Annotated in this window: 24 protein-coding genes; 13 read left to right on the forward strand and 11 right to left on the reverse strand. The window is 59.1% G+C overall.

From position 1 onward, the window contains the following. Window positions 1–103: 103 nt before the first annotated feature. Complete coding sequence (gene cpxP, locus DVA44_RS23190) at window positions 104–604, reverse strand: cell-envelope stress modulator CpxP (RefSeq protein ID WP_103177522.1); 501 nt, start codon at window positions 602–604, stop codon at window positions 104–106. 150 nt (window positions 605–754) lie between these two features. Here cpxP and cpxR point away from each other — a divergent pair, with 150 nt between their 5' ends. Together cpxR and cpxA are read left to right on the forward strand one after the other, a co-directional pair. Next, window positions 755–1453, forward strand: coding sequence for an envelope stress response regulator transcription factor CpxR (gene cpxR / locus DVA44_RS23195; protein WP_039032144.1), 699 nt, complete (start codon window positions 755–757; stop codon window positions 1451–1453). Next, a complete protein-coding gene (cpxA, locus tag DVA44_RS23200; RefSeq protein WP_103177523.1) occupies window positions 1450–2823 on the forward strand; it encodes an envelope stress sensor histidine kinase CpxA in 1374 nt (457 codons plus the stop codon). Before cpxR ends, cpxA begins: the two co-directional genes overlap by 4 nt. A gap of 26 nt (window positions 2824–2849) precedes the next feature. On the opposite strand, the gene yiiM is transcribed toward cpxA, so the two are convergent. From yiiM to rhaS (DVA44_RS23220), 4 genes are all read right to left on the reverse strand, one after another. Further along, window positions 2850–3533, reverse strand: a complete 684-nt coding sequence (gene yiiM, locus DVA44_RS23205; protein ID WP_114316373.1) for a 6-hydroxyaminopurine reductase — start codon at window positions 3531–3533, stop codon at window positions 2850–2852. Window positions 3534–3599: 66 nt separating this feature from the next. Next, on the reverse strand, window positions 3600–4220 hold the full coding sequence (gene sodA, locus DVA44_RS23210; protein ID WP_103177525.1) for a superoxide dismutase [Mn]: 621 nt from the start codon (window positions 4218–4220) through the stop codon (window positions 3600–3602). Between the two features lie 185 nt (window positions 4221–4405). After that, window positions 4406–5254 carry an HTH-type transcriptional activator RhaR gene (gene rhaR / locus DVA44_RS23215; RefSeq protein ID WP_114316372.1) on the reverse strand — a complete coding sequence of 283 codons (849 nt, stop codon included), beginning with the start codon at window positions 5252–5254 and terminating at the stop codon, window positions 4406–4408. Window positions 5255–5327: 73 nt separating this feature from the next. Beyond that, window positions 5328–6164, reverse strand: coding sequence for an HTH-type transcriptional activator RhaS (gene rhaS / locus DVA44_RS23220; protein WP_114388304.1), 837 nt, complete (start codon window positions 6162–6164; stop codon window positions 5328–5330). 300 nt (window positions 6165–6464) lie between these two features. Between rhaS (DVA44_RS23220) and rhaB the strand changes: the two genes are divergently transcribed. From rhaB to rhaM, 9 genes are all read left to right on the forward strand, one after another. Then, on the forward strand, window positions 6465–7934 hold the full coding sequence (rhaB, locus tag DVA44_RS23225) for a rhamnulokinase (RefSeq protein ID WP_114388305.1): 1470 nt from the start codon (window positions 6465–6467) through the stop codon (window positions 7932–7934). Then, window positions 7931–9190 (forward strand): L-rhamnose isomerase, encoded by a 1260-nt coding sequence (rhaA, locus tag DVA44_RS23230; RefSeq protein ID WP_114388306.1) that lies wholly within the window; start codon window positions 7931–7933, stop codon window positions 9188–9190. The genes rhaB and rhaA overlap by 4 nt, the downstream gene beginning before the upstream one ends. A gap of 96 nt (window positions 9191–9286) precedes the next feature. Beyond that, a complete protein-coding gene (gene rhaD, locus DVA44_RS23235) occupies window positions 9287–10117 on the forward strand; it encodes a rhamnulose-1-phosphate aldolase (protein WP_114388307.1) in 831 nt (276 codons plus the stop codon). Between the two features lie 81 nt (window positions 10118–10198). After that, complete coding sequence (gene rhaS, locus DVA44_RS23240) at window positions 10199–11185, forward strand: rhamnose ABC transporter substrate-binding protein (protein ID WP_114316369.1); 987 nt, start codon at window positions 10199–10201, stop codon at window positions 11183–11185. A gap of 68 nt (window positions 11186–11253) precedes the next feature. Next, a complete protein-coding gene (locus DVA44_RS23245; protein WP_114388308.1) occupies window positions 11254–12756 on the forward strand; it encodes a sugar ABC transporter ATP-binding protein in 1503 nt (500 codons plus the stop codon). Further along, a complete protein-coding gene (locus tag DVA44_RS23250) occupies window positions 12756–13760 on the forward strand; it encodes an ABC transporter permease (protein ID WP_114388309.1) in 1005 nt (334 codons plus the stop codon). The genes DVA44_RS23245 and DVA44_RS23250 overlap by 1 nt, the downstream gene beginning before the upstream one ends. Continuing rightward, window positions 13757–14761: an ABC transporter permease gene (locus DVA44_RS23255; protein ID WP_103177534.1), complete on the forward strand. Its 1005-nt coding sequence runs from the start codon at window positions 13757–13759 to the stop codon at window positions 14759–14761. Before DVA44_RS23250 ends, DVA44_RS23255 begins: the two co-directional genes overlap by 4 nt. A 70-nt stretch (window positions 14762–14831) precedes the next feature. After that, a complete protein-coding gene (fucO, locus tag DVA44_RS23260; RefSeq protein ID WP_114388310.1) occupies window positions 14832–15980 on the forward strand; it encodes a lactaldehyde reductase in 1149 nt (382 codons plus the stop codon). Then, the gene (gene rhaM, locus DVA44_RS23265; RefSeq protein ID WP_103177536.1) at window positions 15977–16291 is read left to right on the forward strand and encodes an L-rhamnose mutarotase; all 315 of its coding nucleotides are present in this window, start codon (window positions 15977–15979) and stop codon (window positions 16289–16291) included. Before fucO ends, rhaM begins: the two co-directional genes overlap by 4 nt. Here the strand turns inward: rhaM and DVA44_RS23270 are convergent. From DVA44_RS23270 to DVA44_RS23285, 4 genes are all read right to left on the reverse strand, one after another. Further along, a complete protein-coding gene (locus DVA44_RS23270; protein WP_114388311.1) occupies window positions 16279–17553 on the reverse strand; it encodes an MFS transporter in 1275 nt (424 codons plus the stop codon). The two genes, rhaM and DVA44_RS23270, sit on opposite strands and share 13 nt — an antisense overlap. 44 nt (window positions 17554–17597) lie before the next feature. Then, complete coding sequence (locus DVA44_RS23275) at window positions 17598–19721, reverse strand: alpha-galactosidase (protein WP_114388312.1); 2124 nt, start codon at window positions 19719–19721, stop codon at window positions 17598–17600. Between the two features lie 104 nt (window positions 19722–19825). Continuing rightward, a complete protein-coding gene (locus DVA44_RS23280; protein ID WP_114388313.1) occupies window positions 19826–20821 on the reverse strand; it encodes a LacI family DNA-binding transcriptional regulator in 996 nt (331 codons plus the stop codon). Window positions 20822–20840: 19 nt separating this feature from the next. Next, on the reverse strand, window positions 20841–21389 hold the full coding sequence (locus DVA44_RS23285; RefSeq protein ID WP_114316362.1) for a helix-turn-helix domain-containing protein: 549 nt from the start codon (window positions 21387–21389) through the stop codon (window positions 20841–20843). A 103-nt stretch (window positions 21390–21492) separates the two neighbouring features. Between DVA44_RS23285 and DVA44_RS23290 the strand changes: the two genes are divergently transcribed. Further along, window positions 21493–22152, forward strand: a complete 660-nt coding sequence (locus DVA44_RS23290) for an AzlC family ABC transporter permease (protein ID WP_114388314.1) — start codon at window positions 21493–21495, stop codon at window positions 22150–22152. Further along, window positions 22152–22475, forward strand: a complete 324-nt coding sequence (locus DVA44_RS23295) for an AzlD domain-containing protein (RefSeq protein WP_103825275.1) — start codon at window positions 22152–22154, stop codon at window positions 22473–22475. Before DVA44_RS23290 ends, DVA44_RS23295 begins: the two co-directional genes overlap by 1 nt. A 41-nt stretch (window positions 22476–22516) precedes the next feature. Here the strand turns inward: DVA44_RS23295 and DVA44_RS23300 are convergent, their stop codons facing one another. Beyond that, on the reverse strand, window positions 22517–22729 hold the full coding sequence (locus tag DVA44_RS23300) for a DUF1471 domain-containing protein (protein WP_103177552.1): 213 nt from the start codon (window positions 22727–22729) through the stop codon (window positions 22517–22519). Window positions 22730–22843: 114 nt separating this feature from the next. Then, window positions 22844–23644 (reverse strand): formate dehydrogenase accessory sulfurtransferase FdhD, encoded by an 801-nt coding sequence (gene fdhD / locus DVA44_RS23305; protein WP_371413876.1) that lies wholly within the window; start codon window positions 23642–23644, stop codon window positions 22844–22846. Window positions 23645–23740: the final 96 nt, after the last annotated feature.

Below are 23740 nucleotides of genomic sequence, written 5' to 3' on the forward strand. Positions count from 1 at the left end.
ATAAGATGAATAAACGGTTAACGCATTTTAATGATGGGCAAAAAAAACCCCCACATCATGTGGGGGAAGACAGGGATGGTGTCTATGGCAAGGAAAACAGGGTTTACTGGTTACTACGGGTGTTGCTACTAAAAAGCGTCGATTCAGCGTTCTTCTGCATCCGTGCAACCTCGCGCAACTGGTCCATACGTTGCTGGTGTTTCTGGTTCAAAACCGCTTGCTGCTCTGGCGTTAGCAGGTGAAACATCTGGTTGCGGACCCGGGCCATTTCGACCTGGCGGGCAACCTGTTCCTGCGCCATTTTGTTTGCCTGAGCGCGCACAGCGTTTTCGTCAAAATTTTCTGCGGTGACAAGGCGGTGCATTGTCTCCATTTCGCTAACATTAACAGGGGGCTGGTCATGACGAGCCCGCTGCATCAGATCTCGCATCTGTTGACGCTGATGTTCGGTTAAACTTATGCCGTCAAACATGTGGCCCTGGCCGTTTTGCTGCGCAATGCCCTCTGCTGAGGAACGGTTATCGCCGGTGATAGCTCCAGCAGCCTGGCTAAATGCACTAAACGCCAGCGTTGAGGCCATGACGGCAGCGGTAACTATGCGCATCACTTACTCCCAAAATCTTTCGTGTCGCGATTCAACGAGAGACAGTCTACGATTCAGGCTGCAAACATGCGTCAGGGGGTGTAAAACAACGTAAAGTCATGGATTAGATAGCCTTGATGACGTAATTTCTGCCTCGGAGGTATTTAAACAATGAATAAAATCCTGTTAGTTGATGATGACCGAGAGCTGACATCCCTTTTAAAGGAGTTGCTCGACATGGAAGGCTTTGACGTGTCGGTTGCCCATGATGGGGAGCAGGCGCTGAGCCTACTCGACGATAGCATCGACTTGCTTTTGCTCGACGTTATGATGCCGAAGAAAAACGGTATCGACACCCTTAAAGAGCTGCGCCAGACACACCAGACCCCCGTTATTATGCTGACCGCGCGCGGCAGCGAACTTGACCGCGTACTCGGCCTTGAGCTGGGCGCTGATGACTATCTGCCAAAACCGTTTAACGACCGTGAACTGGTGGCGCGTATTCGGGCGATCCTGCGCCGTTCCCACTGGAGCGAGCAGCAGCAAAACACCGACAACGGTTCCCCTACTCTGGAAGTGGACTCCCTGAGCCTCAATCCAGGCCGCCAGGAAGCGAGCTTTGACGGCCAGGCGCTGGAGCTGACCGGCACCGAATTCACCCTGCTTTACCTGCTGGCGCAGCATCTGGGCCAGGTGGTATCGCGTGAACATCTGAGCCAGGAAGTGTTGGGTAAACGCCTGACGCCGTTCGACCGCGCCATTGATATGCACATCTCGAACCTGCGCCGTAAGCTGCCGGAGCGCAAAGATGGTCACCCGTGGTTTAAAACCCTGCGTGGACGCGGCTATCTGATGGTTTCCGCTTCATGATAGGTAGCTTAACCGCCCGCATCTTCGCCATTTTCTGGCTGACGCTGGCACTGGTTTTAATGCTGGTTTTGATGTTGCCAAAACTCGACTCACGCCAGATGACGGAGCTCCTCGACAGCGAGCAACGTCAGGGTGTGATGATCGAGCAACACGTAGAAGCAGAGCTGGCCACCGATCCACCCAATGATTTGATGTGGTGGCGCAGGCTGTTTCGCGCTATCGAAAAATGGGCGCCTCCCGGACAACGCCTGCTGCTGGTGACCAGCGAAGGTCGCGTGATTGGTGCGGACCGCAATGAAATGCAGATCATCCGTAACTTCATTGGCCAGGCAGATAACGCCGATCACCCGCAAAAGAAAAAATATGGTCGGGTGGAGATGGTGGGGCCGTTCTCCGTCAATGACGGGGAGGATAATTACCAGCTCTACCTGATCCGCCCGGCGAGCAGCTCCCAGTCCGACTTTATCAACCTGCTGTTTGACCGCCCGCTGCTGCTGCTGATTGTCACCATGCTGGTGAGTTCACCGCTGTTGTTGTGGCTCGCATGGAGCCTGGCGAAGCCGGCGCGCAAACTGAAAAACGCCGCGGATGAAGTGGCGCAGGGCAACCTGCGACAGCACCCGGAACTGGAAGCCGGGCCGCAGGAGTTCCTGGCGGCAGGGGCCAGCTTCAACCAGATGGTGACGGCGCTGGAGCGGATGATGACGACCCAGCAGCGTCTGCTCTCTGATATCTCCCACGAGCTGCGCACCCCGCTGACGCGTCTGCAACTGGGCACCGCCCTGCTGCGCCGCCGCAGTGGTGAGAGCAAGGAGCTGGAGCGTATCGAAACGGAAGCCCACCGTCTGGACAGCATGATCAACGACCTGCTGGTGATGTCGCGCAATCAGCAGAAAAACGCGCTGGTCAGCGAAACGATGAAGGCTAACCACTTGTGGGGCGAAGTGCTGGATAACGCCGCCTTCGAAGCGGAGCAGATGGGTAAATCGTTCACCGTTAATTTCCCGCCGGGCCCGTGGCCGCTGTACGGTAACCCGAATGCGCTGGAAAGCGCGCTGGAGAATATCGTCCGTAACGCCCTGCGCTACTCGCATACCAAAATCGAGGTGGCGTTCTCGGTGGATAAAGACGGCATCACCATTAACGTGGATGACGATGGTCCCGGCGTCAGCCCGGAAGATCGTGAGCAGATTTTCCGTCCGTTCTACCGTACTGACGAAGCCCGCGACCGTGAATCTGGCGGCACCGGGCTGGGTCTGGCGATTGTCGAAACCGCCATTCAGCAGCATCGCGGCTGGGTGAAAGCGGACGACAGCCCGCTGGGTGGGTTGCGTTTAACCCTCTGGCTGCCGTTGTATAAACGTTCGTAGTTATTATGCCGGGTAGTGGCTTCGCCTTACCCGGCCTGGTTTCCCCACAATCTCCGCGAATTATTCTCGATCTTCCCGCTTAAACGCCGTTTCTGCATGGTTCTGGTCCAGCTTGTTGACAAGCCCGCCGCCGCCAGCAGACGCTGATACTGTTCGTCGTCAAACGGCATATGCCAGGCGATAGCGCAGGCGTCCTGTACCGATACGTCGCTCAGGCGTGACGCCAGCTCCAGGGGCGCATCCGCCGATACCTCTCCTGCCAGCACCACCCGATAGAGCCAGCCGGTTTTCGCCGCGTTCTGCATCTGCGTAGCCATATCGCTGATGCCGAAATGGAAGTTGAGTTTGAAGCACGGCGAGCGCGGCTGGGTCACCTGGATCAGGGCATCCCCCCAGCGAAAGATGTCGCCGATAAAGACGTTCTTCTCCGTCAGCCCCTCGGTTGAGAGGTTTTCGCCAAACGCCGGGGCGACAAAGAGATCGGCCTGAGCGGGAAATTCCCTTGCCCAGTGCTGATAGTGCTCTCGCGGATAGTGGCACAGCGCGCGATCGGGCCCGCCGTGGATCTTCTTTTCCGCCTGCTCGTCACCTGCCAGTCCAAGGTCGGTTAAGGTCAGCTCACCGTCGACCTGCACTTTAGCAATTGCGCTCGGGCGGCTGCCGTCGTAGTCCCTTACCTTGCCTGTAAACACATTCACCGGGTAATGCATCTCTACTCCTTCAGATACAAAAAAAGCGAGTCATCAGACTCGCTTCTCACAGAAGGCTTTGCAACCTTATTTTTTAGCAGCGAAACGTGCCGCAGCTTCGTCCCAGTTGACGACGTCCCAGAAGGCTTTGATGTAGTCCGGGCGACGGTTCTGGAATTTCAGGTAGTAAGCGTGTTCCCACACGTCCAGGCCCAGGATTGGGAAACCGGATGCGCCAGAGATTGCTTCGCCCATCAGCGGGGAGTCCTGGTTAGCCGTAGAGACTACCGCCAGTTTGTCGCCTTTCAGAACCAGCCACGCCCAGCCGGAGCCGAAACGGGTAGCAGCCGCTTTTTCAAACTCAGCTTTGAAGTTCTCAACGGAGCCGAAGTCACGCTCGATAGCGGATTTCAGGTCGCCCTGCAGGGTAGTGCCGGTTTTCAGGCCTTTCCAGAACAGGCTGTGGTTAGCATGGCCGCCCGCGTTGTTGCGCAGTACGGTTTTCTTGTCGGCTGGCAGTTGATCCAGTTTGGTGATCAGCTCTTCAACCGGCAGGCTCGCGAATTCTGGCAGGCTTTCCAGCGCCGCGTTGGCGTTGTTAACGTAAGTCTGGTGGTGTTTGGTGTGATGGATTTCCATCGTCTGCTTGTCGAAATGCGGCTCCAGGGCGTCGTAAGCGTACGGCAGGGATGGCAGGGTATAGCTCATAATCATCTCCATTATTGTCGGGCGGCAAACGTGTTAATGCCGCGTAAGCAGTTGGTTCATTATAGTTAATTAAATGATATTGAAAATGTTTATCAATGCCGTAGTTTTAATATGGTTATAACTTTTCGTTATGTCACTGATCTGGCGGGGGCTGCGGAGAAGTCAGGGGTAGAGCCGGGATTCTATTACGCGGCGTTATGGCTGCGGTGGCGCCACTGAACCGGGGTCATCCCTACTTCGCGGTTAAACACCACCGAGAAGTAGTTGCTGTCCTCAAAGCCGCACTGCATCGCCACTTCGCTGACCATCAGCTCGGTATGCTGCAGCAGATACTGCGCATGGCAGATCCGCAGCTGACGCAGATAGTGGTTCACCGTCATGCCGGTCTGGGTGCGGAACTGCTGGCGCAGGGCGCGCTCGCTGCACTGCTCCTGCTCGCAAAACTTCTCCAGCACAAAGCTGCGGTTCAGGCTGCCAGACAGCGCGGTGATGAGCTTATCCAGCAGCGCTTCCGGCTCGCTGGCGGTCGGGTTGTCCGGGGCGTAGCGGTAGCGTTTGAGCATGATCACCAGTTGGGCAAACAGCAGCTCCGCCAGGTCATAGCCGTGGGGATCGTCCTTCAGGCTCTCCTGCTCCAGCTGGGCAATGATCTGGCGCACCTGAGTCATACCGTTGCTGCCAAGCCGCCAGTGCGGTGCCCCGCGGGCGTTCATAAAGCCGGGGATGTTGGCTCCCCAGTCCACGTTGAGCTTCAGCCGGTCGGGGCAGTAGATGATGTTCTGCAGCACCAGATCGTTCACCGAGGCGTAGGAGTGTTTGTCTTCCGCGCGGATGTAAAACAGGTCACCGCGGGTAATACGGTAGGGGCGATCGTTGAGGATATGCAGGCCGTTGCCGCGCCACACCAGCACCAGCTCGCAGAAGTCGTGGGTATGTTCGGCAAAGACATTTTGCGGATAGCGATCCGCCACCGCGACGGCCTGAGCAGCGGATGCGAAAAAATCGGCTCTGCGAAGAATCAACTGTCCTGCCACGTCACAACCTCACCGGGGAATAACCTGACATTATTACCCGCTTTACGGCAATAAAACGGTGATTTTCCTCGCGTTACTGAAGTGAAGCATCCCGGCCCTGACGAATATCGCGCGGCGACCAGCTAAATTCCCGGCGAAACAGGGTTGAAAAGTGGTTACTGTCGCCGAAACCGCAGCGATAGGCGATATCCGTGACGCTATCATCGGTATGGCGCAGCAGATGCCGCGCTTTAATCAGCCGTAGCCGGTTGAGGTAGCGCTGCGGCGTCTGCCCGGTGTGCTGTTTGAGCTGGCGATGCAGGGTGCGCAGCGAGAGAGAGAATTTATCCGCCAGCGTCTCCCAGCAGACATCCTCCGCGTAGTGATCTTCCAGCCAGGCCATCAGCTGGTTGAGGCGGGCGTCGTTATCCGCCGCCCCTTCGACCAGGCTGCCGCGGCGCAGCAGCACCAGCAGCTGCATAAAGAGGATTTCACGGCTGGCGAGGGCGTGGGTCTCCTGCCCCTCTTCAGCCTGTTCCATCTGGCTCACCAGCTGGCGCACCTGTTGCAGCGTGGCCTGGTTCACCCGCCAGTGCGACGGATAGTGCCCGTCCTGCTCCTGGGGCAGCAGCTGATTCAATCCCGACAAAAACTGGAACGCCTCCGGGGAGCGATAGAGCACGTTGGTCAGGCACAGGTTATCGGTATGTTCATACATGTGCCGGTCATGATCGCGCACGAAGCATACCGTTCCGCCGCTGATAGTGTACGGCTGGCCGTTAAAGACATGGATACCCGTACCGTGTTCCACGATCACAATCTCATGAAAATCATGATGATGTTCCGGAAAGGCAGCCTGGGGCAGCCGCGGCTCAATCGCCACAGGCGAGTGGCCTGAAGGAAAAAAATCCACGCTGTGCAGTACAGTCATAACGGGTCACCAGATGATAAGAGTTCTCAAAATAGTAATTTAGGGCTCCCCGCCTCACCTTAAATTTTCGACAGCAAATGGCGCAAACCCTGTCGCTTTTTCAAGAAGCGGCGGGAAAGATCTGGAAATGCGGTCACCGTCACATCGCCTGCAAGTGCCGTTAAAAACGGAAAATGTGAACTCTCTCACGTTCATCTTTGCTTTCTTGCCAGCGCCTGAAATGCGCTGTCAGTGGCAAGAAGGTCGCCTTCCCTTCCCTTTTTTACACTGTCCGGCAATGACTTCAGGAAGGACCGGACCATGACTTTTCGCCATTGTGTGGCTGTCGATTTAGGCGCATCCAGCGGCCGGGTGATGCTGGCAAGCTACCACCGCGAGGCGCGTACGCTTTCGCTTCGCGAAATCCACCGTTTCGTTAACTGTCTGCAAAAGCGGGACGGCTTTGACTGCTGGGATATCGACACCCTGGAAGCGGAGATCCGCACCGGGCTGAATAAGGTTTGTGAAGAAGGCATTCGCATCGACAGCATCGGGATTGATACCTGGGGCGTGGATTATGTGCTGCTGGACAGCAACGGCCAGCGCGTCGGCCTGCCGGTCTCCTACCGCGACAGCCGCACCGACGGGGTGATGACGCACGCGCTGGCGCAGTTGGGCAAAGCGGAGATCTATGGCCGCAGCGGCATCCAGTTCCTGCCGTTTAATACCCTCTATCAGCTGCGTGCCCTGGTTGAACAGCAGCCGGAGCTGGTGGCGAAGGTCGCCCACGCCCTGCTGATCCCGGACTACTTCAGCTATCGCCTTACCGGCCAGATGAACTGGGAATATACCAACGCCACCACCACTCAGCTGGTGAACATCAATTCCGATACCTGGGACGAGAACCTGCTCAACTGGACCGGCGCGCCGCGCGACTGGTTTGGCACGCCGACCCATCCGGGCAATGTGATCGGTCACTGGATTTGCCCCCAGGAGAATGCCATCCCGGTGGTGGCCGTCGCCAGCCATGACACCGCCAGCGCGGTGATCGCCGCCCCGCTGGCCTCAAAGGATGCAGCGTACCTCTCCTCCGGTACCTGGTCGCTGATGGGCTTTGAGAGCAAAACCCCCTACACCAGCGATAGCGCGCTGGCGGCCAACATTACCAACGAGGGCGGCGCAGAGGGCCGCTACCGGGTGCTGAAAAACATTATGGGGCTGTGGCTGCTGCAGCGGGTACTGAAGGAAAAAGGTATCAGCGACCTGGCTGCCCTGATCGCTGAGACGGAAACCCTGCCGTCGTGCCGCTTCCTGATCAATCCCAATGACGATCGCTTTATCAATCCGGCCAATATGAGCGCCGAGATCCAGGCCGCCTGCCGCGAAAGTGCGCAGCCGGTGCCGGAGAGCGCCGCCGAGCTGGCGCGCTGCATCTTCGACAGCCTCGCCCTGCTCTATGCCGAGGTGCTGCACGAACTGGCCACCCTGCGCGGGAAGCCGTTCAGCGAGCTGCACATTGTGGGTGGCGGCTGCCAGAACCAGCTGCTCAACCAGCTGTGCGCCAACGCCTGCGGCATCACGGTGTTAGCCGGGCCGGTTGAGGCCTCTACCCTCGGCAATATTGGCATTCAGCTGATGACCCTCGACGAACTGAACAACGTCGACCAGTTCCGCCAGGTGGTGACCGGCAACTATGGCCTGACCACCTTTACCCCTCATCCCGATCATGAGATTGCCCGCTACCGGGCGCAGTTTCAGCAACAACGACCGACAAAGGAGCTTTGCGCATGACCACTCAACTTGAACAAGCCTGGGAACTGGCTAAACAGCGTTTCGCCGCCGTGGGCGTGGATGTCGAGGAGGCTCTGCGTCAACTCGACCGTCTGCCGGTCTCTATGCACTGCTGGCAGGGTGATGACGTCGCCGGTTTTGAGAACCCGGGCGGCGCGCTGACCGGCGGTATTCAGGCCACCGGTAACTATCCGGGCAAGGCGCGCAACGCCACCGAACTGCGGGCCGATCTGGAGCTGGCTCTGAGCCTGATCCCAGGGCCCAAGCGTCTGAACCTGCACGCCATCTATCTGGAATCCGACGAGCCCGTCGAGCGTAACGCCATCAAACCGGAACATTTTAAAAACTGGGTCGAGTGGGCGAAAGCCAACAAGCTGGGGCTGGATTTTAACCCCTCCTGCTTCTCGCATCCGCTGAGCGCCGACGGCTTTACCCTCGCCCACGCCGATGACGAGATCCGCCAGTTCTGGATCGACCATGTGAAGGCCAGCCGCCGCGTGTCGGCGTACTTTGGCGAGCAGCTTGGCACCCCATCGGTGATGAACATCTGGATCCCGGACGGGATGAAAGACATCACCGTTGACCGCCTCGCCCCACGTCAGCGCCTGCTGGCGGCGCTGGATGAAGCCATCAGTGAAAAGCTGAACCCGGCGCACCACATCGATGCCGTGGAGAGCAAGCTGTTCGGCATTGGCGCCGAGAGCTACACCGTGGGTTCCAACGAGTTCTACATGGGTTACGCCACCAGCCGCCAGACCGCGCTGTGCCTGGACGCGGGCCACTTCCATCCGACTGAAGTCATCTCCGACAAGATCTCCGCCGCGATGCTCTATGTGCCGCACCTGCTGCTGCACGTCAGCCGTCCGGTGCGCTGGGACAGCGACCACGTGGTGCTGCTGGATGACGAAACCCAGGCCATCGCCAGCGAAATTATCCGCCATGACCTGTTCGACCGGGTACACATCGGCCTCGACTTCTTTGATGCCTCCATCAACCGCATCGCGGCCTGGGTGATCGGCACCCGCAACATGAAGAAGGCCCTGCTGCGCGCCCTGCTGGAGCCCACCGCCGAGCTGCGCGCGCTGGAAGCCGCGGGGGATTACACCGCGCGTCTGGCCCTGCTGGAAGAGCAAAAATCACTGCCGTGGCAGGCGGTATGGGAGATGTACTGCCAGCGCAACGACGCCCCGGCGGGCAGCCAGTGGCTGGATACCGTGCGGGCGTATGAGCAGGACGTATTAGCCAGTCGCACGTAAATAACATTGCCGGGTGGCGCTTCGCTTACCCGGCCTACGTTTAGCTGTAGGCCCGGCAAGCGAAGCGCCGCCGGGCATTTTCAAAGGAATCAAAAAATGCAGACCATCACCCAATCCTGGTTCGTCCAGGGCATGATCAAAGCCACCTCCGACGCATGGCTGAAAGGCTGGGACGAGCGCAACGGCGGCAACCTGACGCTGCGCCTGGATGACGCGGATGTCGCCCCGTTTGAAGCGGATTTCCACGCCAAACCGCGCTATATCGCCCTGAGCCAGCCGATGCCGCTGCTCGCCAACACGCCGTTTATCGTCACCGGTTCCGGCAAATTCTTCCGCAACGTGCAGCTCGATCCCACCGCCAATTTAGGGGTGGTAAAAGTGGACAGCGACGGCGCGGGCTACCACATTCTTTGGGGGCTGACTGACGAAGCGGTGCCAACTTCTGAACTGCCGGCCCACTTCCTCTCCCACTGCGAGCGCATCAAAGCCACGGGGGGGAAAGATCGGGTGATCATGCACTGCCATGCCACCAACCTGATCGCCCTGACCTTTGTCCTGGAGAACAACTCAGACGTCATCACCCGCCAGCTGTGGGAAGGCAGCACCGAGTGTCTGGTTGTCTTCCCGGATGGCGTGGGCATTCTGCCGTGGATGGTGCCGGGTACCGACGAAATCGGCAGCGCCACGGCGGTGGAGATGCAAAAACATTCGCTGGTGCTGTGGCCATTCCACGGCGTGTTCGGCAGCGGCCCGACGCTGGACGAAACCTTTGGCCTGATCGATACCGCCGAGAAATCGGCGGAAGTGCTGGTAAAAGTTTATTCAATGGGTGGCATGAAGCAGACCATCACCCGGGAAGAACTGATTGCGCTGGGTAAACGCTTTGGCGTCAACCCGGTGCAGTCAGCGTTAGATCTCTACAAATAAGAACATCGCGCCCCGCTCATTGAGACGGGGCGAACCTACACCTGCAAACCCTACAAAACTCAATTAAGTGGAGTAAAAGCAATGAAAATAAAGACAAGCTTGATCCTCACCGTTGCCGCCCTGGCGTTGTCCGGTTCTGCTTTAGCTGAAGTGAAAATCGCCCTGGTGGCGAAATCCTTAGGTAATGGCTTCTTTGAAGCGGCAAACGTGGGTGCCCAGGAGGCAGCTAAAGAGTTGGGGGATGTCAAAGTCATCTATACCGGCCCGACCACCACCACCGCAGAAGCCCAGATCGAAGTGCTGAACGGATTGATCGCTCAGGGTGTCGATGCGATCGCCATCTCCGCCAACGATCCTGACGCCGTGGTACCGGTGCTGAAAAAAGCGATGCAGCGCGGGATCAAAGTGGTCTCCTGGGATTCCGGCGTGGCGAAAGCCGGGCGCCAGATCCACCTTAACCCTTCTAATAACGCGCTGATTGGCGAGACCAACGTCAAGCTGGCGGCCGACGCGCTGAAAGCGCTGAATGTGGAGAAAGGCGACGTGGCGGTGCTGAGCGCTACCCCTACCTCTACCAACCAGAACACCTGGATTGCCGAGATGAAAAAGGTGCTGCCGCAGTACCCGTCCGTCAATCTGGTGACCGTGGCCTATGGCGACGATCTCTCTGACAAGAGCTACCGCGAAGCGGTTGGCCTGCTGAAAACCTACCCGGATCTGAAAGTGATCGTCTCCCCGTCGTCAGTCGGCATCGTGGCGGCGGCGCAGGCGGTAAAAGATCAGGGCAAGATCGGCAAAGTGTACGTCACCGGCTTAGGGTTGCCGTCTGAAATGGCGGGCGCGGTGAAATCTGGCGCCAGCAAGAGCTTCGCCATCTGGAACCCTATCGACCTCGGGTATGCCGCGACCTATTTAGCGGACGATCTGGTAAAAGGCACGGCGACCAAAGACGAAGCCAGCATGGGTAAACTGGGCAAAGTGAAGCTGGATGCCGACGGCAGCGGCGCGATGGCTGAGCCGTTCGTTTACGATGCCAGCAACATTGATAAGTTCTCGAAAATCTTCTGATGCGTTTTGTGGGCCGGATAAGCGTAGCGCCATCCGGCCTACAAAATCCCCTATGGTGGAGAACTATCATGACCCCATTACTGGCACTCAACGGCATCACCAAGGTTTTCCCTGGCGTGCGTGCCCTTGAGAACGTGCAGCTTGAACTCTGGCCCGGCAAAGTCACCGCGTTGATTGGTGAAAACGGCGCGGGCAAATCGACGCTGGTGAAAGTGATGACCGGCATCTACCAGCCCGACGCGGGCGAAATCCTCTATAAAGCGATCCCCATTCAGCTGCCGACCCCTGACGCGGCGCACAAGGTGGGGATTACCGCCATCCACCAGGAGACCGTGCTGTTCGATGAGCTGTCGGTCACCGAAAATATTTTTGTCGGTCAGTACCTCTATAAAGGCTTTTTCAAAAAGCTCGACTGGCCGGAGATGCACCGCCGGGCGCAGGCGATCCTCACCCGTCTGGAGGTGCAGATTGACCCGCGCGCCACGCTGAAAACCCTGAGCATCGCCCAGCGGCATATGGTGGCCATTGCCCGGGCGCTCTCCTTTGACGCCCAGGTGGTGATCCTCGATGAGCCCACCGCCGCCCTGTCGCAGCATGAAATCCTCGAGTTCTATCAGATTGTCGAACGCTTAAAGCAGGAGGGAAAAGCCATCCTCTTTATCTCCCACAAATTCGACGAGATTTTTGAGCTGGCGGATCACTACACCATCCTGCGCGATGGCGTGTTTGTCGGCGCCGGGGCCATCAACGACATCACCGAAGAGCGGATGGTGGCGATGATGGTGGGTCGCGCCATTACCCAGACCTTCCCAAAAGTGGAATGTGAGAAGGGCGACATCGTCCTGGAGGTGCAGGATCTCTGCCACCCCACCGAGTTCGCCAATATTTCGTTTACCCTGCGCAAAGGCGAAATCCTCGGCTTCTATGGCCTGGTTGGCGCCGGGCGTACCGAGCTGATGCAGGCGCTCTCCGGCGTCTCGCGCCCCTCCTCCGGCAGCATTGTGCTGAACGGCAAAGCGCAGCATTTCCGCCAGCCGGCGGACGCCATCAAAGCCGGGATCGTCTGCGTGCCGGAAGAGCGCCAGAAGCAGGGGGCGATTATCGAGCTGTCGATTGCCCAGAACATCAGCCTGCCGCAGCTCAGCAAGCTCAACGCCAGCGGCGTGCTGAACGACGCGCGCGAGTGGCAGCTGGCGGATGAATATGCGAAGCGGCTGCAGGTGAAAGCCTTTAGCTGGAAGCAGGCGGTGGAAACCCTCTCCGGCGGCAACCAGCAGAAAGTGGTGATCGGCAAATGGCTGGCGACCCACCCGGACGTGATCATTCTGGATGAACCGACCAAAGGGATCGATATCGGCTCCAAAGCGGCGGTGCATCAGTTTATGTCCGAGCTGGTCGGTCAGGGGCTGGCGGTGATCATGGTTTCCTCCGAACTGCCGGAAGTGATGGGCATGGCCGACAGGATCATCGTCATGCATGAAGGGTTAATGGTGGCGGAATATCAGGCGGGGGGCGCGACGGCCGAAACCATCGTCAGCGCCGCCAGCGGTGCCAGACAGGAGGCTGCATAATGGTGCAACAACTGCTTAAACACCGCGAGGCGCTGCTGGCGGCGGTGATCGTGCTGATGGTGATCGCCATCGGCACCCGCGTCCCGTCGTTTATCGCGCCGGGCAACCTGGTGGAGATGTTTAACGACACCTCGATTCTGATCATCCTCGCCCTCGGCCAGATGATGGTGCTGCTCACCAAAGGCATCGACCTGTCGATGGCGGCCAACCTGGCGCTGACCGGGATGATTGTCGCCCTGATTAACTTTAATTATCCCGAGGTGCCGGTCTGGGTGCTGCTGATCCTGGCGACGGCCCTGGGCCTGCTGATGGGCGTTATCAACGGTTTGCTGGTGTGGAAGATGGGCATCCCGGCGATTGTGGTGACGCTCGGCACCATGAGCATCTACCGCGGGATTATCTTCTTGCTCTCCGGCGGCGGCTGGGTCAACTCCAACCAGATGGGTGCCGATTTCCTCGGCCTGCCGCGTGCGTCGGTGCTGGGTTTGCCGGTGCTGAGCTGGTGCGCCATCGCCGCCCTGCTGCTGGTGGGCTATTTCCTGCGCTACAGCCGCACCGGGCGGGCGCTCTACACTGCAGGCGGTAACGCCACGGCAGCGTACTACACCGGCATCAACGCCGGCAAAATGCAGTTTGTCAGCTTCTTCCTCTCCGGGGCGCTGGCTGGCTTCTGCGGCTATCTGTGGATCTCGCGCTTCGCGGTGGCCTATGTCGATGTGGCGAACGGCTTTGAGCTTCAGGTGGTGGCGGCCTGCGTGATCGGCGGCATCAGCACCATGGGCGGCACTGGCCGGGTGTTAGGTTGCCTGTGCGGGGCGCTGTTCCTCGGGGTTATCAACAATGCCCTGCCGGTGATCGGCGTGTCGCCGTTCTGGCAGATGGCGATTTCCGGGACGGTGATTGTGATTGCGGTGCTGCTCAATGAACGCGGCAACAAACGCAAAGGACGGCTGATCCTGCGCGATGCGGCGCTGGCACGTCAGAAACAGGCGGTAAGATCATGAGTAAAGTGATGACCTCTGAAGAGATGAAAAATACCCCGGCCCCGGCGGGCATTTTCCAGCGCCTGCTGTGCTGGGAGGGCTTTCTGCTGGCGGTCACCCTGGCGGTGTTCGTGGGCAATGCCCTGGCCTCCCCGTACTTCCTGAATATCTGGAACCTGTCGGATGCGACGTTCAACTTCACTGAAAAAGCGATCATCGTGCTGCCGATGGCGATGCTGATTATCGCCCGGGAGATTGACCTGTCGGTGGCCTCCACTATCGCCCTGAGCTCGACGGTGATGGGCTTCTGCGCGGCGGCGGGGCTGGATACACCGTGGCTGGTCTGCGTGGGGTTAGGGGTTGGCCTGCTGTGCGGGCTGTTCAATGGCCTGCTGGTGACCCGCTTTAACCTGTCGTCGATTGTGATCACCATCGGCACTATGAGCCTTTACCGCGGCATCACCTACATTCTGCTGGGTGACCAGGCGCTTAATACCTGGCCGGAGAGCTTCGCCTGGTTCGGCCAGGGGTATGTCTGGGGTGCACTGTCGTTTGAGTTCGCGCTGTTTATGGTGCTGGCGGTGGTGTTTGCCTTCGTGCTGCACAAAACCAACTTCGGGCGTCGCACCTACGCCATCGGCAATAACCCCACCGGGGCATGGTATTCCGGCATCAACGTCAAGCGTCACAACCTGATCCTCTTCGCCCTGGTGGGGCTGATGGCCGGGCTGGCCTCGGTGCTGCTCACCTCGCGTCTGGGCAGTACCCGCCCGACCATCGCGATGGGCTGGGAGCTGGCGGTGGTGACCATGGCGGTGCTTGGCGGAGTCAATATTCTTGGCGGGTCCGGCAGCATGGTGGGCGTGATTATCGCCGCCTTCCTGATGGGGCTGGTCACCTTCGGCCTGAGCCTGCTCAACGTGCCAGGCATCGTGATGTCGGTGATTATCGGCGCGATGCTGATTGTGGTGATCTCCCTGCCGATCATCACCCGCCGCGTGATGCAGCGAAGACGGATCTAGTGCCGGGTGGCGCTGCGTGCAAGCGCAGCGCCGCCGGGCATAAAAATCACCGTAATTAAGGAGAATTATCATGAGCTTTATGTTGGCGCTGCCGAAAATCAGCCTGCACGGCGCAGGCGCAATCGGCGATATGGTTAAGCTGGTGGCGAACAAACAGTGGGGCACCGCGCTGATTGTCACCGACGGTCAGCTGGTGAAAATGGGCCTGCTCGACAGCCTGTTTTCCGCCCTCGACGCAGAGCAGATGTCGTATCATCTGTTTGACGCGGTCTTCCCGAACCCGACGGAAGAACTGGTGCAGCAGGGCTTTGCCGCTTTCCAGGATGCGCAGTGCGATTACATCATTGCCTTCGGCGGCGGCAGCCCGATCGACACCGCCAAAGCGATTAAAATTCTTACCGCCAATCCTGGCCCGTCTACCGCTTATTCCGGCGTCGGCAAAGTGCTCAACCCCGGCGTGCCGCTGGTGGCCATCAACACCACCGCAGGTACGGCGGCAGAGATGACCAGCAATGCGGTGATCATCGACTCGGCGCGTCAGGTCAAAGAGGTGATTATCGATCCGAACATCATCCCGGATATCGCCGTGGATGATGCCAGCGTAATGCTCGACATTCCGGCCTCCGTTACCGCCGCCACCGGGATGGATGCCCTGACCCACGCCATCGAAGCCTATGTCTCTGTCGGCGCTCACCCCCTCACCGATGCTAACGCGCTGGAAGCCATTCGCCTGATTACCCACTGGCTACCGGAGGCGGTCGACAACGGACATAACCTGGAGGCGCGCGAGCAGATGGCCTACGGCCAGTATCTGGCAGGTATGGCCTTTAACAGCGCCGGGCTGGGGCTGGTACATGCCCTGGCCCACCAGCCGGGGGCCACGCACAACCTGCCGCACGGCGTGTGCAACGCCATCCTGCTGCCGATCATCGAAAACTTTAACCGCCCGAACGCCGTGGAACGCTTTGCCCGCGTGGCCCAGGCGATGGGTGTGGACACCCGCGAGATGAGCGACGAAGCGGCCAGCATGGCGGCGATCAACGCCATCCGCGCCCTGAGCAGTCGCGTCGGTATTCCGTCCGGCTTCAGCAAGCTGGGCGTCACCAAAGCCGACATCGAAGGCTGGCTCGACAAAGCCCTCGCCGACCCGTGCGCACCCTGCAACCCGCGCAGCGCCAGCCGCGACGAGGTGCGCGAACTCTATCTGGAGGCATTATGATCCGCAAAGCCTTTGTGATGCAGGTAAACCCTGACGCACACGAGGAGTATGAACGTCGCCACAACCCGATCTGGCCCGAGCTGGAAGCGGTGCTGAAAGACCACGGCGCCCACCACTACGCCATTTATCTCGATAAAGAACGTCACCTGCTGTTTGCCACGGTGGAGATCGAATCGGAAGAGCGATGGAATGCGGTGGCGAACACCGATGTCTGCCAGCGCTGGTGGAAATATATGGGCGAGGTGATGCCCGCTAACCCGGACAACAGCCCGGTGAGCACCGGGCTGAAAGAGGTGTTTTACCTGGCCTGATGTGTTAACGCTGCCGCGTTCGCGGCAGCGATCTCCCGCTTACTGCTCAACGTAAACGCCGACAATACCGTCACCGCCAGCACAAAACAGCCCAGCATCAGGTAGGTATCCTGGAAGCCGATCCGGTCATACATATTCCCGGCGAAGGCGGAGAGAAAAATCGCCGCCAGCTGTTTGGCGAAGTTGAAGCCAATCAGGTAGATGGTTGCGGACAGCCGGGTATCGAACACCCCCGTGATGTACTTGAACGCCCCCACCAGCAGGAACGGCACTTCCAGCGCGTGGAGCATCTTCAGGGCCACCACTTCGACGGCGGTGGTGGCAAATGACGAACCGATAATACGCGTCGCCATAATCACCCCGGCAATCAGCAGCGTATTTTTCGCGCCAATGCGGTTTATGATCCACGGCGAGCAGAACATGATGATGGCGTTGCAAATCTCTCCGGCAGTGGTCGCAAAACCGAACGCACGCGTGCCCTCCTCCGGCGTGGCGAAGAAGGTTTTAAAGAAGGTGGCGAACTGCTGATCGAAGACGTCATAGACGCAGGCCACGCCAATCACGTACAAAATAAACATCCACATTTTGCGCTGGCGGAACAGGTTGATGACGGTTTTGACGGTGATCTGCGGCTGGTTTGCGCCAAGGGCGTTCATCACCTGCGCGGTCTGGTTAGGTTTTGGTTTTGCCACTACCAGCAGCAGCATCAGGACCAGCGCCGCGGCGGAGCCCATCCAGAAGACATACGACGGATCGATGCCAAACAGGATGCCGCCCGTCGAGGCGCACAGCCCCCAGCCGAGGCAGCCAAACATGCGCGCCTTGCCATACTCAAAGAAGCTGTTGCGGCTTACGCGCTCAATATAGGCCTCTATCGCGCCCGACCCTGCCGAGAAGACAAAGCCGATATAGACCCCACCGCTCAGCGCCCCGAGCCAGATGTTGGTCTTCAGCAGCGGGGCGAAGACGTAAAGGAAAAAGGGCGCGAAGAGAAACAGCAGGACCGCGATGATCCACAGCAGGTGTTTTTTCAGCCCCAGCTTGTCCGACACCACTCCCAGCACCGGCTGGAATGAGATGGCAAACAGCGAGATGCAGGAGAAGACGATCCCGGTATGGGTTTTATTCAGACCGATGATATCCGACAGCCAGATCGGCAGGAACGGAAAGCAGGTGGCCATGATGAAAAAGTAGAGAAAGAAGAACGACCCGAAGATCCAGAAGTTCGGATTGTCTTTATGGGTACAGGCAGTCGTGTTCATTATTTTTATCCTCAACTCAGGGCCGGTTGCCCGGCCCGTTACCCTTATACGCGTTCAACGCCAATCAGAATGGCGGTTTCCGGATCCAGAACCGGCAGGGCCAGCCCCGCCTGCATCAACCATTCGCCGCTCACCGTTTGCGGCGTCTCCATCCAGGCTGGCAGCTTGCGCATGGTGTGCCCACCCTCTCCGGTCAGGCGGATATTGGGGTGATCGAGCAGCGTGATGCGGTACCGGGCGTTGGCCGCCAGCCCCGGCATACGCAGCGGCATCATCAGGGTGTAGTCCGGCATCGCCATCTGGCTGACAATAAACAGCCCCTGACGCTGATCCGCGCTCACAATTCCCTGCGCCAGGGTGGTGCTGTCCGGCATATCCACCCGCCACTGGGTGCCGTGGTGGATCACCTCGCGCCACTGCTTATGCAGGGCCGCATAGTGCCGGTAGCCTTCGCGCTCCTGCTCATCCACGGCGAGGGGATCCAGCTCCAGCCCCATATGGCCGAACAGCGCCGTCAGGCCCCGGAAGGCGATGCTGTGCTGGCGGAAGGTGGCATGGCATTTATGATGACCGATATGCGCGCCCATCACCTCCGGCGGGAAGAAGTAGCTCATGCCACGCTGGATAGTATTACGTTCCAGCGCATCGTTGTTATCCGAGGCCCAGAAGCGATGGCAGCGGGTCAGCACTTCATAGTCAATACGCCCGCCGCCGGAGGAGCAGGATTCAAACTCCACGTGCGGGAAGCGCTCGCCCAGGGTATCCAGCAGGCGGTAGAACTGGCGGGTCTGGGCATCGGCCGCGGCCTTACCGTTATGGCCCGGCTGCACCAGCTCGCGGTTCATATCCCACTTCACATAGTCAACCTGATGCTCACCCAGCAGCCAGCTCATGCGCTCCAGCAGGTAGTCGAAAGCGGCAGGAATGTTGAGGTTCAACACCCACTGATGGCGGCCGGTGGCCTGTTCATACCCCGGCAGGGCCAGCACCCAGTCCGGGTGGGCGCGACAGAGATCGGAGTTCGGGTTAATCATCTCCGGCTCAACCCAGATGCCAAACTCCATGCCGAGACGTTTGACGTGGTTGATCACCGGCGTTAAGCCGTTGGGGTATTTTTGCTCGTCGAGATACCAGTCCCCCAGCGCGGCATGGTCGTCGTTGCGGCCTTTGAACCAGCCGTCGTCAATGATAAAGCGCTCCACCCCCAGCGAGGCCGCTTCATCCGCCATCCGCATGATGTATTCCGGATCGTGGTTAAAGTAGATCCCCTCCCAGGTGTTGAGATGCACCGGGCGCGGTTTGTTCTCCGGGAAGCGGATGATGTTGGCGCGCAGATAGCGGTGGAACTGCTGGCTCATGCCGTTCAGCCCGTGCGCGGAGTAGCTGGCGTAAAGGCGTGGGGTCCACAGGGTTTCCCCCTCCTCCACCGCCATTTCACCCGGCAGGTAGAGCGCTTCGGCCTGCAGATAACGGCGGCCATCGGTTTTGGCCTCCGCGCGCAGGCGATGATTGCCGCTCCAGCCCAGATGCACGCCCCAGACGTCACCCTGCATTTCGCTAAAGCCCGGCGTGCCGCCGATCAGCGCCGGGAAATGCTCATGGGAGCTGCGGCCCCGGCGGTTCTCAATCACAAAGCTGTCGTGCTCCAGCAGCAGGCGATGCGGCTGAAACTCGCGGATCCAGCGGCCATGAAAGGCCATCACTTCGCGGGCCCGTTCCGCCAGCGGCAGGGTGACGGCCAGGCGATCCACCTGCCACGGCTGGCTTTTAAGGTTGGTCAGGCCGTGGCGAACCGCCAGCACGCCGCTGTCATCAAGCGCAATCTCGCTGGTCAGACGCAGGCTGGCCTGTTCATCTTCGGCGGTTACGGTAAGGGTTTGCCCCTGCTGTGCGACTGCCACGGTCCGAAACTGCGGCGAGCCATCCAGCCCCTGACGGTGGCCCTCAATGCCCGGCGCGCCAAACAGGCCGTGGGCGAGCTCCGCCATCAGCGTCACCGGCGAGTCAACGTCCAGTCTGCCGTTAGCAATCGGGCGGGAAAGCGTAGCCGCATCCTGCGGTGAAAAGTGGCGAAGGTGTGGCCCCCAGTAAAGAATTTCGGCGAACGGCTGGGTTTTGATCACCACATCAACCGTTTCGCTCGCGAGTCGTAAAATAGCCTCTTGCATCGGACATCTCCTGTCATCGGGATATCCTGAGTGTTGATCCGAAACGTTTCGGATACAAACCAAAACGTTTCGGATTTGTGATCGGGTTTAGAAATTAGGGAGAATTATGCCGTCTGGCCCGGAGAGAATTCCGGTTGCCATAGCACCTGAAGCTGGCTGATTTCGCTGCCATTAATCAGTTGCAGCACCATATCGGCGATCTGCTTACCCACGCCCTGACGGGTGGACTGGATCACCGCCGCCACGTCGATATCAACAATGCTGTCCTGCGGCAGGCCGTCATACACCACCAGCGACACGGCATTCTCGCCGGTTAAGCGTCCCATCTGGGCCAGCGCCATCGCCGCACCGTCACCGTGGGTGTTGCAGTCGGTGACGATCGCCGTCGGGGGCGCATCCAGCGCCAGCAGTTGTTGGGTAGTGGTAAAGCCCGCGCGGCGTGAAGGCGGCATGGTGCGCAGCCATTCGCTGGAGAGTCCGGCCTCTTTCAGGGCGTCGAGATAGCCCTGACGGCGCTGAGTAATAAAAGCCTGATTGTGGCTTTCGCCCAGATACGCGATGCGTTGATGTCCGCGCGCAATCAGGTGCTGGGTGGCGGTATGTGTGCCCGCATAGTTATCAAAGTCGAACCAGGCATAGGGCTTTGGCAGGTGGCTGCGCCCGAGCGCCAGGAAAGGGAACCCGGCGGTCTGGAGCTGCTCCAGACGCGGATCGTTATCCAGGGTATGGGCCACAATCAGCGCATCCACGCGACGGCTCTGCACCATACGCATATAGCTGTGTTTATCAGCCAGATCGTCATCAGCAATGAGCAATAAGTCGATTTCATGTCGCGCTAATTGGTGGCTAATTTCGCCGACCATGTCCATAAAGACGCTGTTATTGAGCGGAACAGGATGCACCGGAAAGACCAGCCCCACGGCGTCGATTTTGCCCATCTTCAGACGACGGGCGAAGGTATTCGGCCGATAGCCGCGGCGCTGCGCTTCAGCCTCCACGCGGGCCCGCGTCTCGCTGGAAACGTCATAATAGCCGTTGAGGGCGCGGCTTACCGTCGTTACCGACAGTCCCAGTTCTTTAGCAATGGCTTTAAGCGACATGATTATCCGTGTCTTTGGGTTAGTTTTGTTCCGCCACCATGAGCGCATAGGTATCGGGCTCAAGGGCTTTGAAGAGATGCGGCTGGTCGGCAGGATAGCAAATATAGTCCCCTGGCCCCAGCTCCTCGGGCGATTCGGTCAGACCAATCAGCGCCCGCCCCTTCATCACAATAATATGCTCAACCGAACCCGGCGGGTGCGGGTGGGAGATACGGTCCGCGCCGGGCTGGGCCATCAAAATATAGATATCACGTCGGGCGCCCGGCGGGCATGCCGCCAGTAAAATGGCCTCATAGTTTGCCTGTTCCGCAATCACTTTTGTGCCTTCACCGAGGCGGATCACCTGGGTGGCAGGCTGCTGCGGTTCAAGCAGGCGGGCAAACGGAATATCCAGCGCCACGCAGAGCGACCATAACGTTTCGAGGCTGGGGTTGCCGTTGCCGGACTCCAGCTGGGAGAGCGTGGATTTGGCGATCCCGGCACGGCGGGCGATCTCCGCCAGTGAAAGCCCGGTCCGCGTGCGTTCTCGCACCAGACTTTTGGCGATCACGCTAATTGGCTGCGTCATAAAACGATCTCATACACTGTTAAAACGAACGAATCGTTCATCTTGATAAACGATCTTATTGCGTTCATTATAATGGATACTCGTTCGATATGGCTAAATTTGTATGAAGCACACTTTTTCTTGCCTGCAAGGCGACACGGTTAAAGCCATCATCCTGGTCTGTCTGGCGGTGGGCGTCGTGGGGATGTCCTACGGCTCGCTGGCGATGGCGTACGGTTTTCCGCTGTGGGTGCCGTTTGTTCTCTCCATTTCAGTGCTGGCGGGCGCCTCGGAATTTATGTTTATCGGCATTGTCGCCAGCGGCGGTAACCCCCTTGCCGCAGCGGCGGCCGGGCTGCTGGTCAATGCCCGCCACGTGCCGTTTGGCGTAACGGTGCGTGAGCTGGTGGGCAAGCGCGGCGCCAGCTTGCTGGGCTGTCACATTATGAATGACGAAAGCGTGGTCTTTGGCCTGTCGCAAAAAACGCCGGAACAGCGTAAAGCCGCCTACTGGCTCTGCGGCCTGGGGGTGGCTATCATCTGGCCGCTGGGCACCCTGCTGGGAGCGATGGTCGGCAAACTGCTGCCGGAGCCGGAGACCATCGGGCTGGATGCGGTTTTCCCGGCCATTTTGCTGGCCTTAGTCGTGCCCGCCTTTAAGAACCGCACCACGCTGATTCGAGCCTGTAGCGGGGCGGCGTTGTCCCTGGCCGCGGTGCCGTTTGCGCCGGTGGGCCTGCCGGTGCTGCTCTCCCTGCTTGGTCTCGCGGCGAGGAAGAAATAATGGAAAATATGACCGTTTTTATTCTCGGCATCGCCCTGCTTTCCGCAGGCACCTACCTGATGCGTCTCGGCGGAGCGAAACTGGGCAGCCGGTTAGCGCTGTCTGAACGTTCTCAGGCGCTGCTCTCGGATGCGGCAACGGTGTTGCTCTTTTCGGTGGCGCTGGCGACCACCTTCTATGAAGGAGAACATTTCGCCGGGATGGCGCGGGTGCTGGGTGTGGCCTTTGCGGTGTTCCTCGCCTGGCGCAAGGTACCGTTGATTTTCGTGATTGTCGCGGCGGCGGTGGTTACGGCACTATTACGTCTGGCGGGCATAAACTAAAAAAGCGCCCCGGGGGCGCTCTTTCGACAGATGCTGTGTGCTTATTTGTTCAGTTCAGCGGTCATGTGTACACGGTTACCGGAGAAAGCCTGGGTAATGGTGTAAGAGGAGGCGCCCGCCTGCTCAGCCTGAGCGGCAATTTTCGCTTCTGCGCCATCAATGGTGCTGGCAGATGCCGTTACAGACTGGGCAGCGAAAGAACCGAAAGAAGTAGCCAGAGCGATTACTGCGACAAAAGTTTTGATGCTTTTCATGATAGTGACCCTTTCAATAAGTTGTTGGTGTAAGGCGTCGTGCCTTGATGTGATAAATAATAGGCCTCATCACCGACAACTGATAGCGGAAGGATTTGCTTACTTCATTCAAAATTACTGATCAACAATCAACCGCTGCGGATGGGTATAGACCGTGGCTCTTCCCGGCTTGCAGAACCCCACCAGCGTCAGGTTGCAACGCTCGGCCACCTCAACCGCCAGGGTGGTGGCGGCGGATACCGCAAAGAGGATCTCCACCCCGCACATCGCCGCTTTTTGCACCATCTCGTAGCTGGCCCGGCTGGAGACCAGCGCGGCCCCCTGCTGCCATGCAGCGCTTTCTCCCGCCCGGCGGCCCAGCAGTTTATCCAGCGCCACATGGCGTCCGACATCTTCATGCCCGCCAGCAATCTCACCCGACGGCAGGACCCAGGCGGCGGCGTGCGTACATCCACTCAGACTGCCCACCGGCTGTACCGAGTTGAGATTTTGCAGCGCGATATCGAGGTTCGCCAGGGTGAAGGTCTGGCTGAAGGGCAGCGGCGTGATGGGCTTACCGATGTCGTTCAGCTGCTCCACGCCGCATACGCCGCAGCCGGTGCGCCCGGCCAGCGCACGGCGGCGCTCCTTAAGAGCCATAAAGCGTCGGCTGGAGAGTTCAATCTGCACTTCGAGACCATTGCAAACAGATATCACCTCCATGCCGTAGATCTCACGCGGGTGCTCAATGATGCCTTCAGACAGCGAAAAGCCGATGGCAAACAGCGCCAGATCTTTGGGGGAGGCCATCATCACCACATGGGAGATACCATTATAAACCAGCGCGACGGGCACCTCTTCCGCCAGAAAATCGGGAGTCGGGAGGCTAATCTGTGGGGGTCTGTGTACCCGGCGTTCTGCCACACCGGCAGGCAGTGACGTAAAGCAGGTATCACCATTTTGTTTCAACACGACGAATTTCCTGAGCAACCACGTGGGGAGGCCTGCTATTGCATCATACTTTTCCGGCCT

It is taken from the genome of Leclercia sp. W17 (assembly GCF_003336325.1).
Taxonomy (GTDB): domain Bacteria; phylum Pseudomonadota; class Gammaproteobacteria; order Enterobacterales; family Enterobacteriaceae; genus Enterobacter.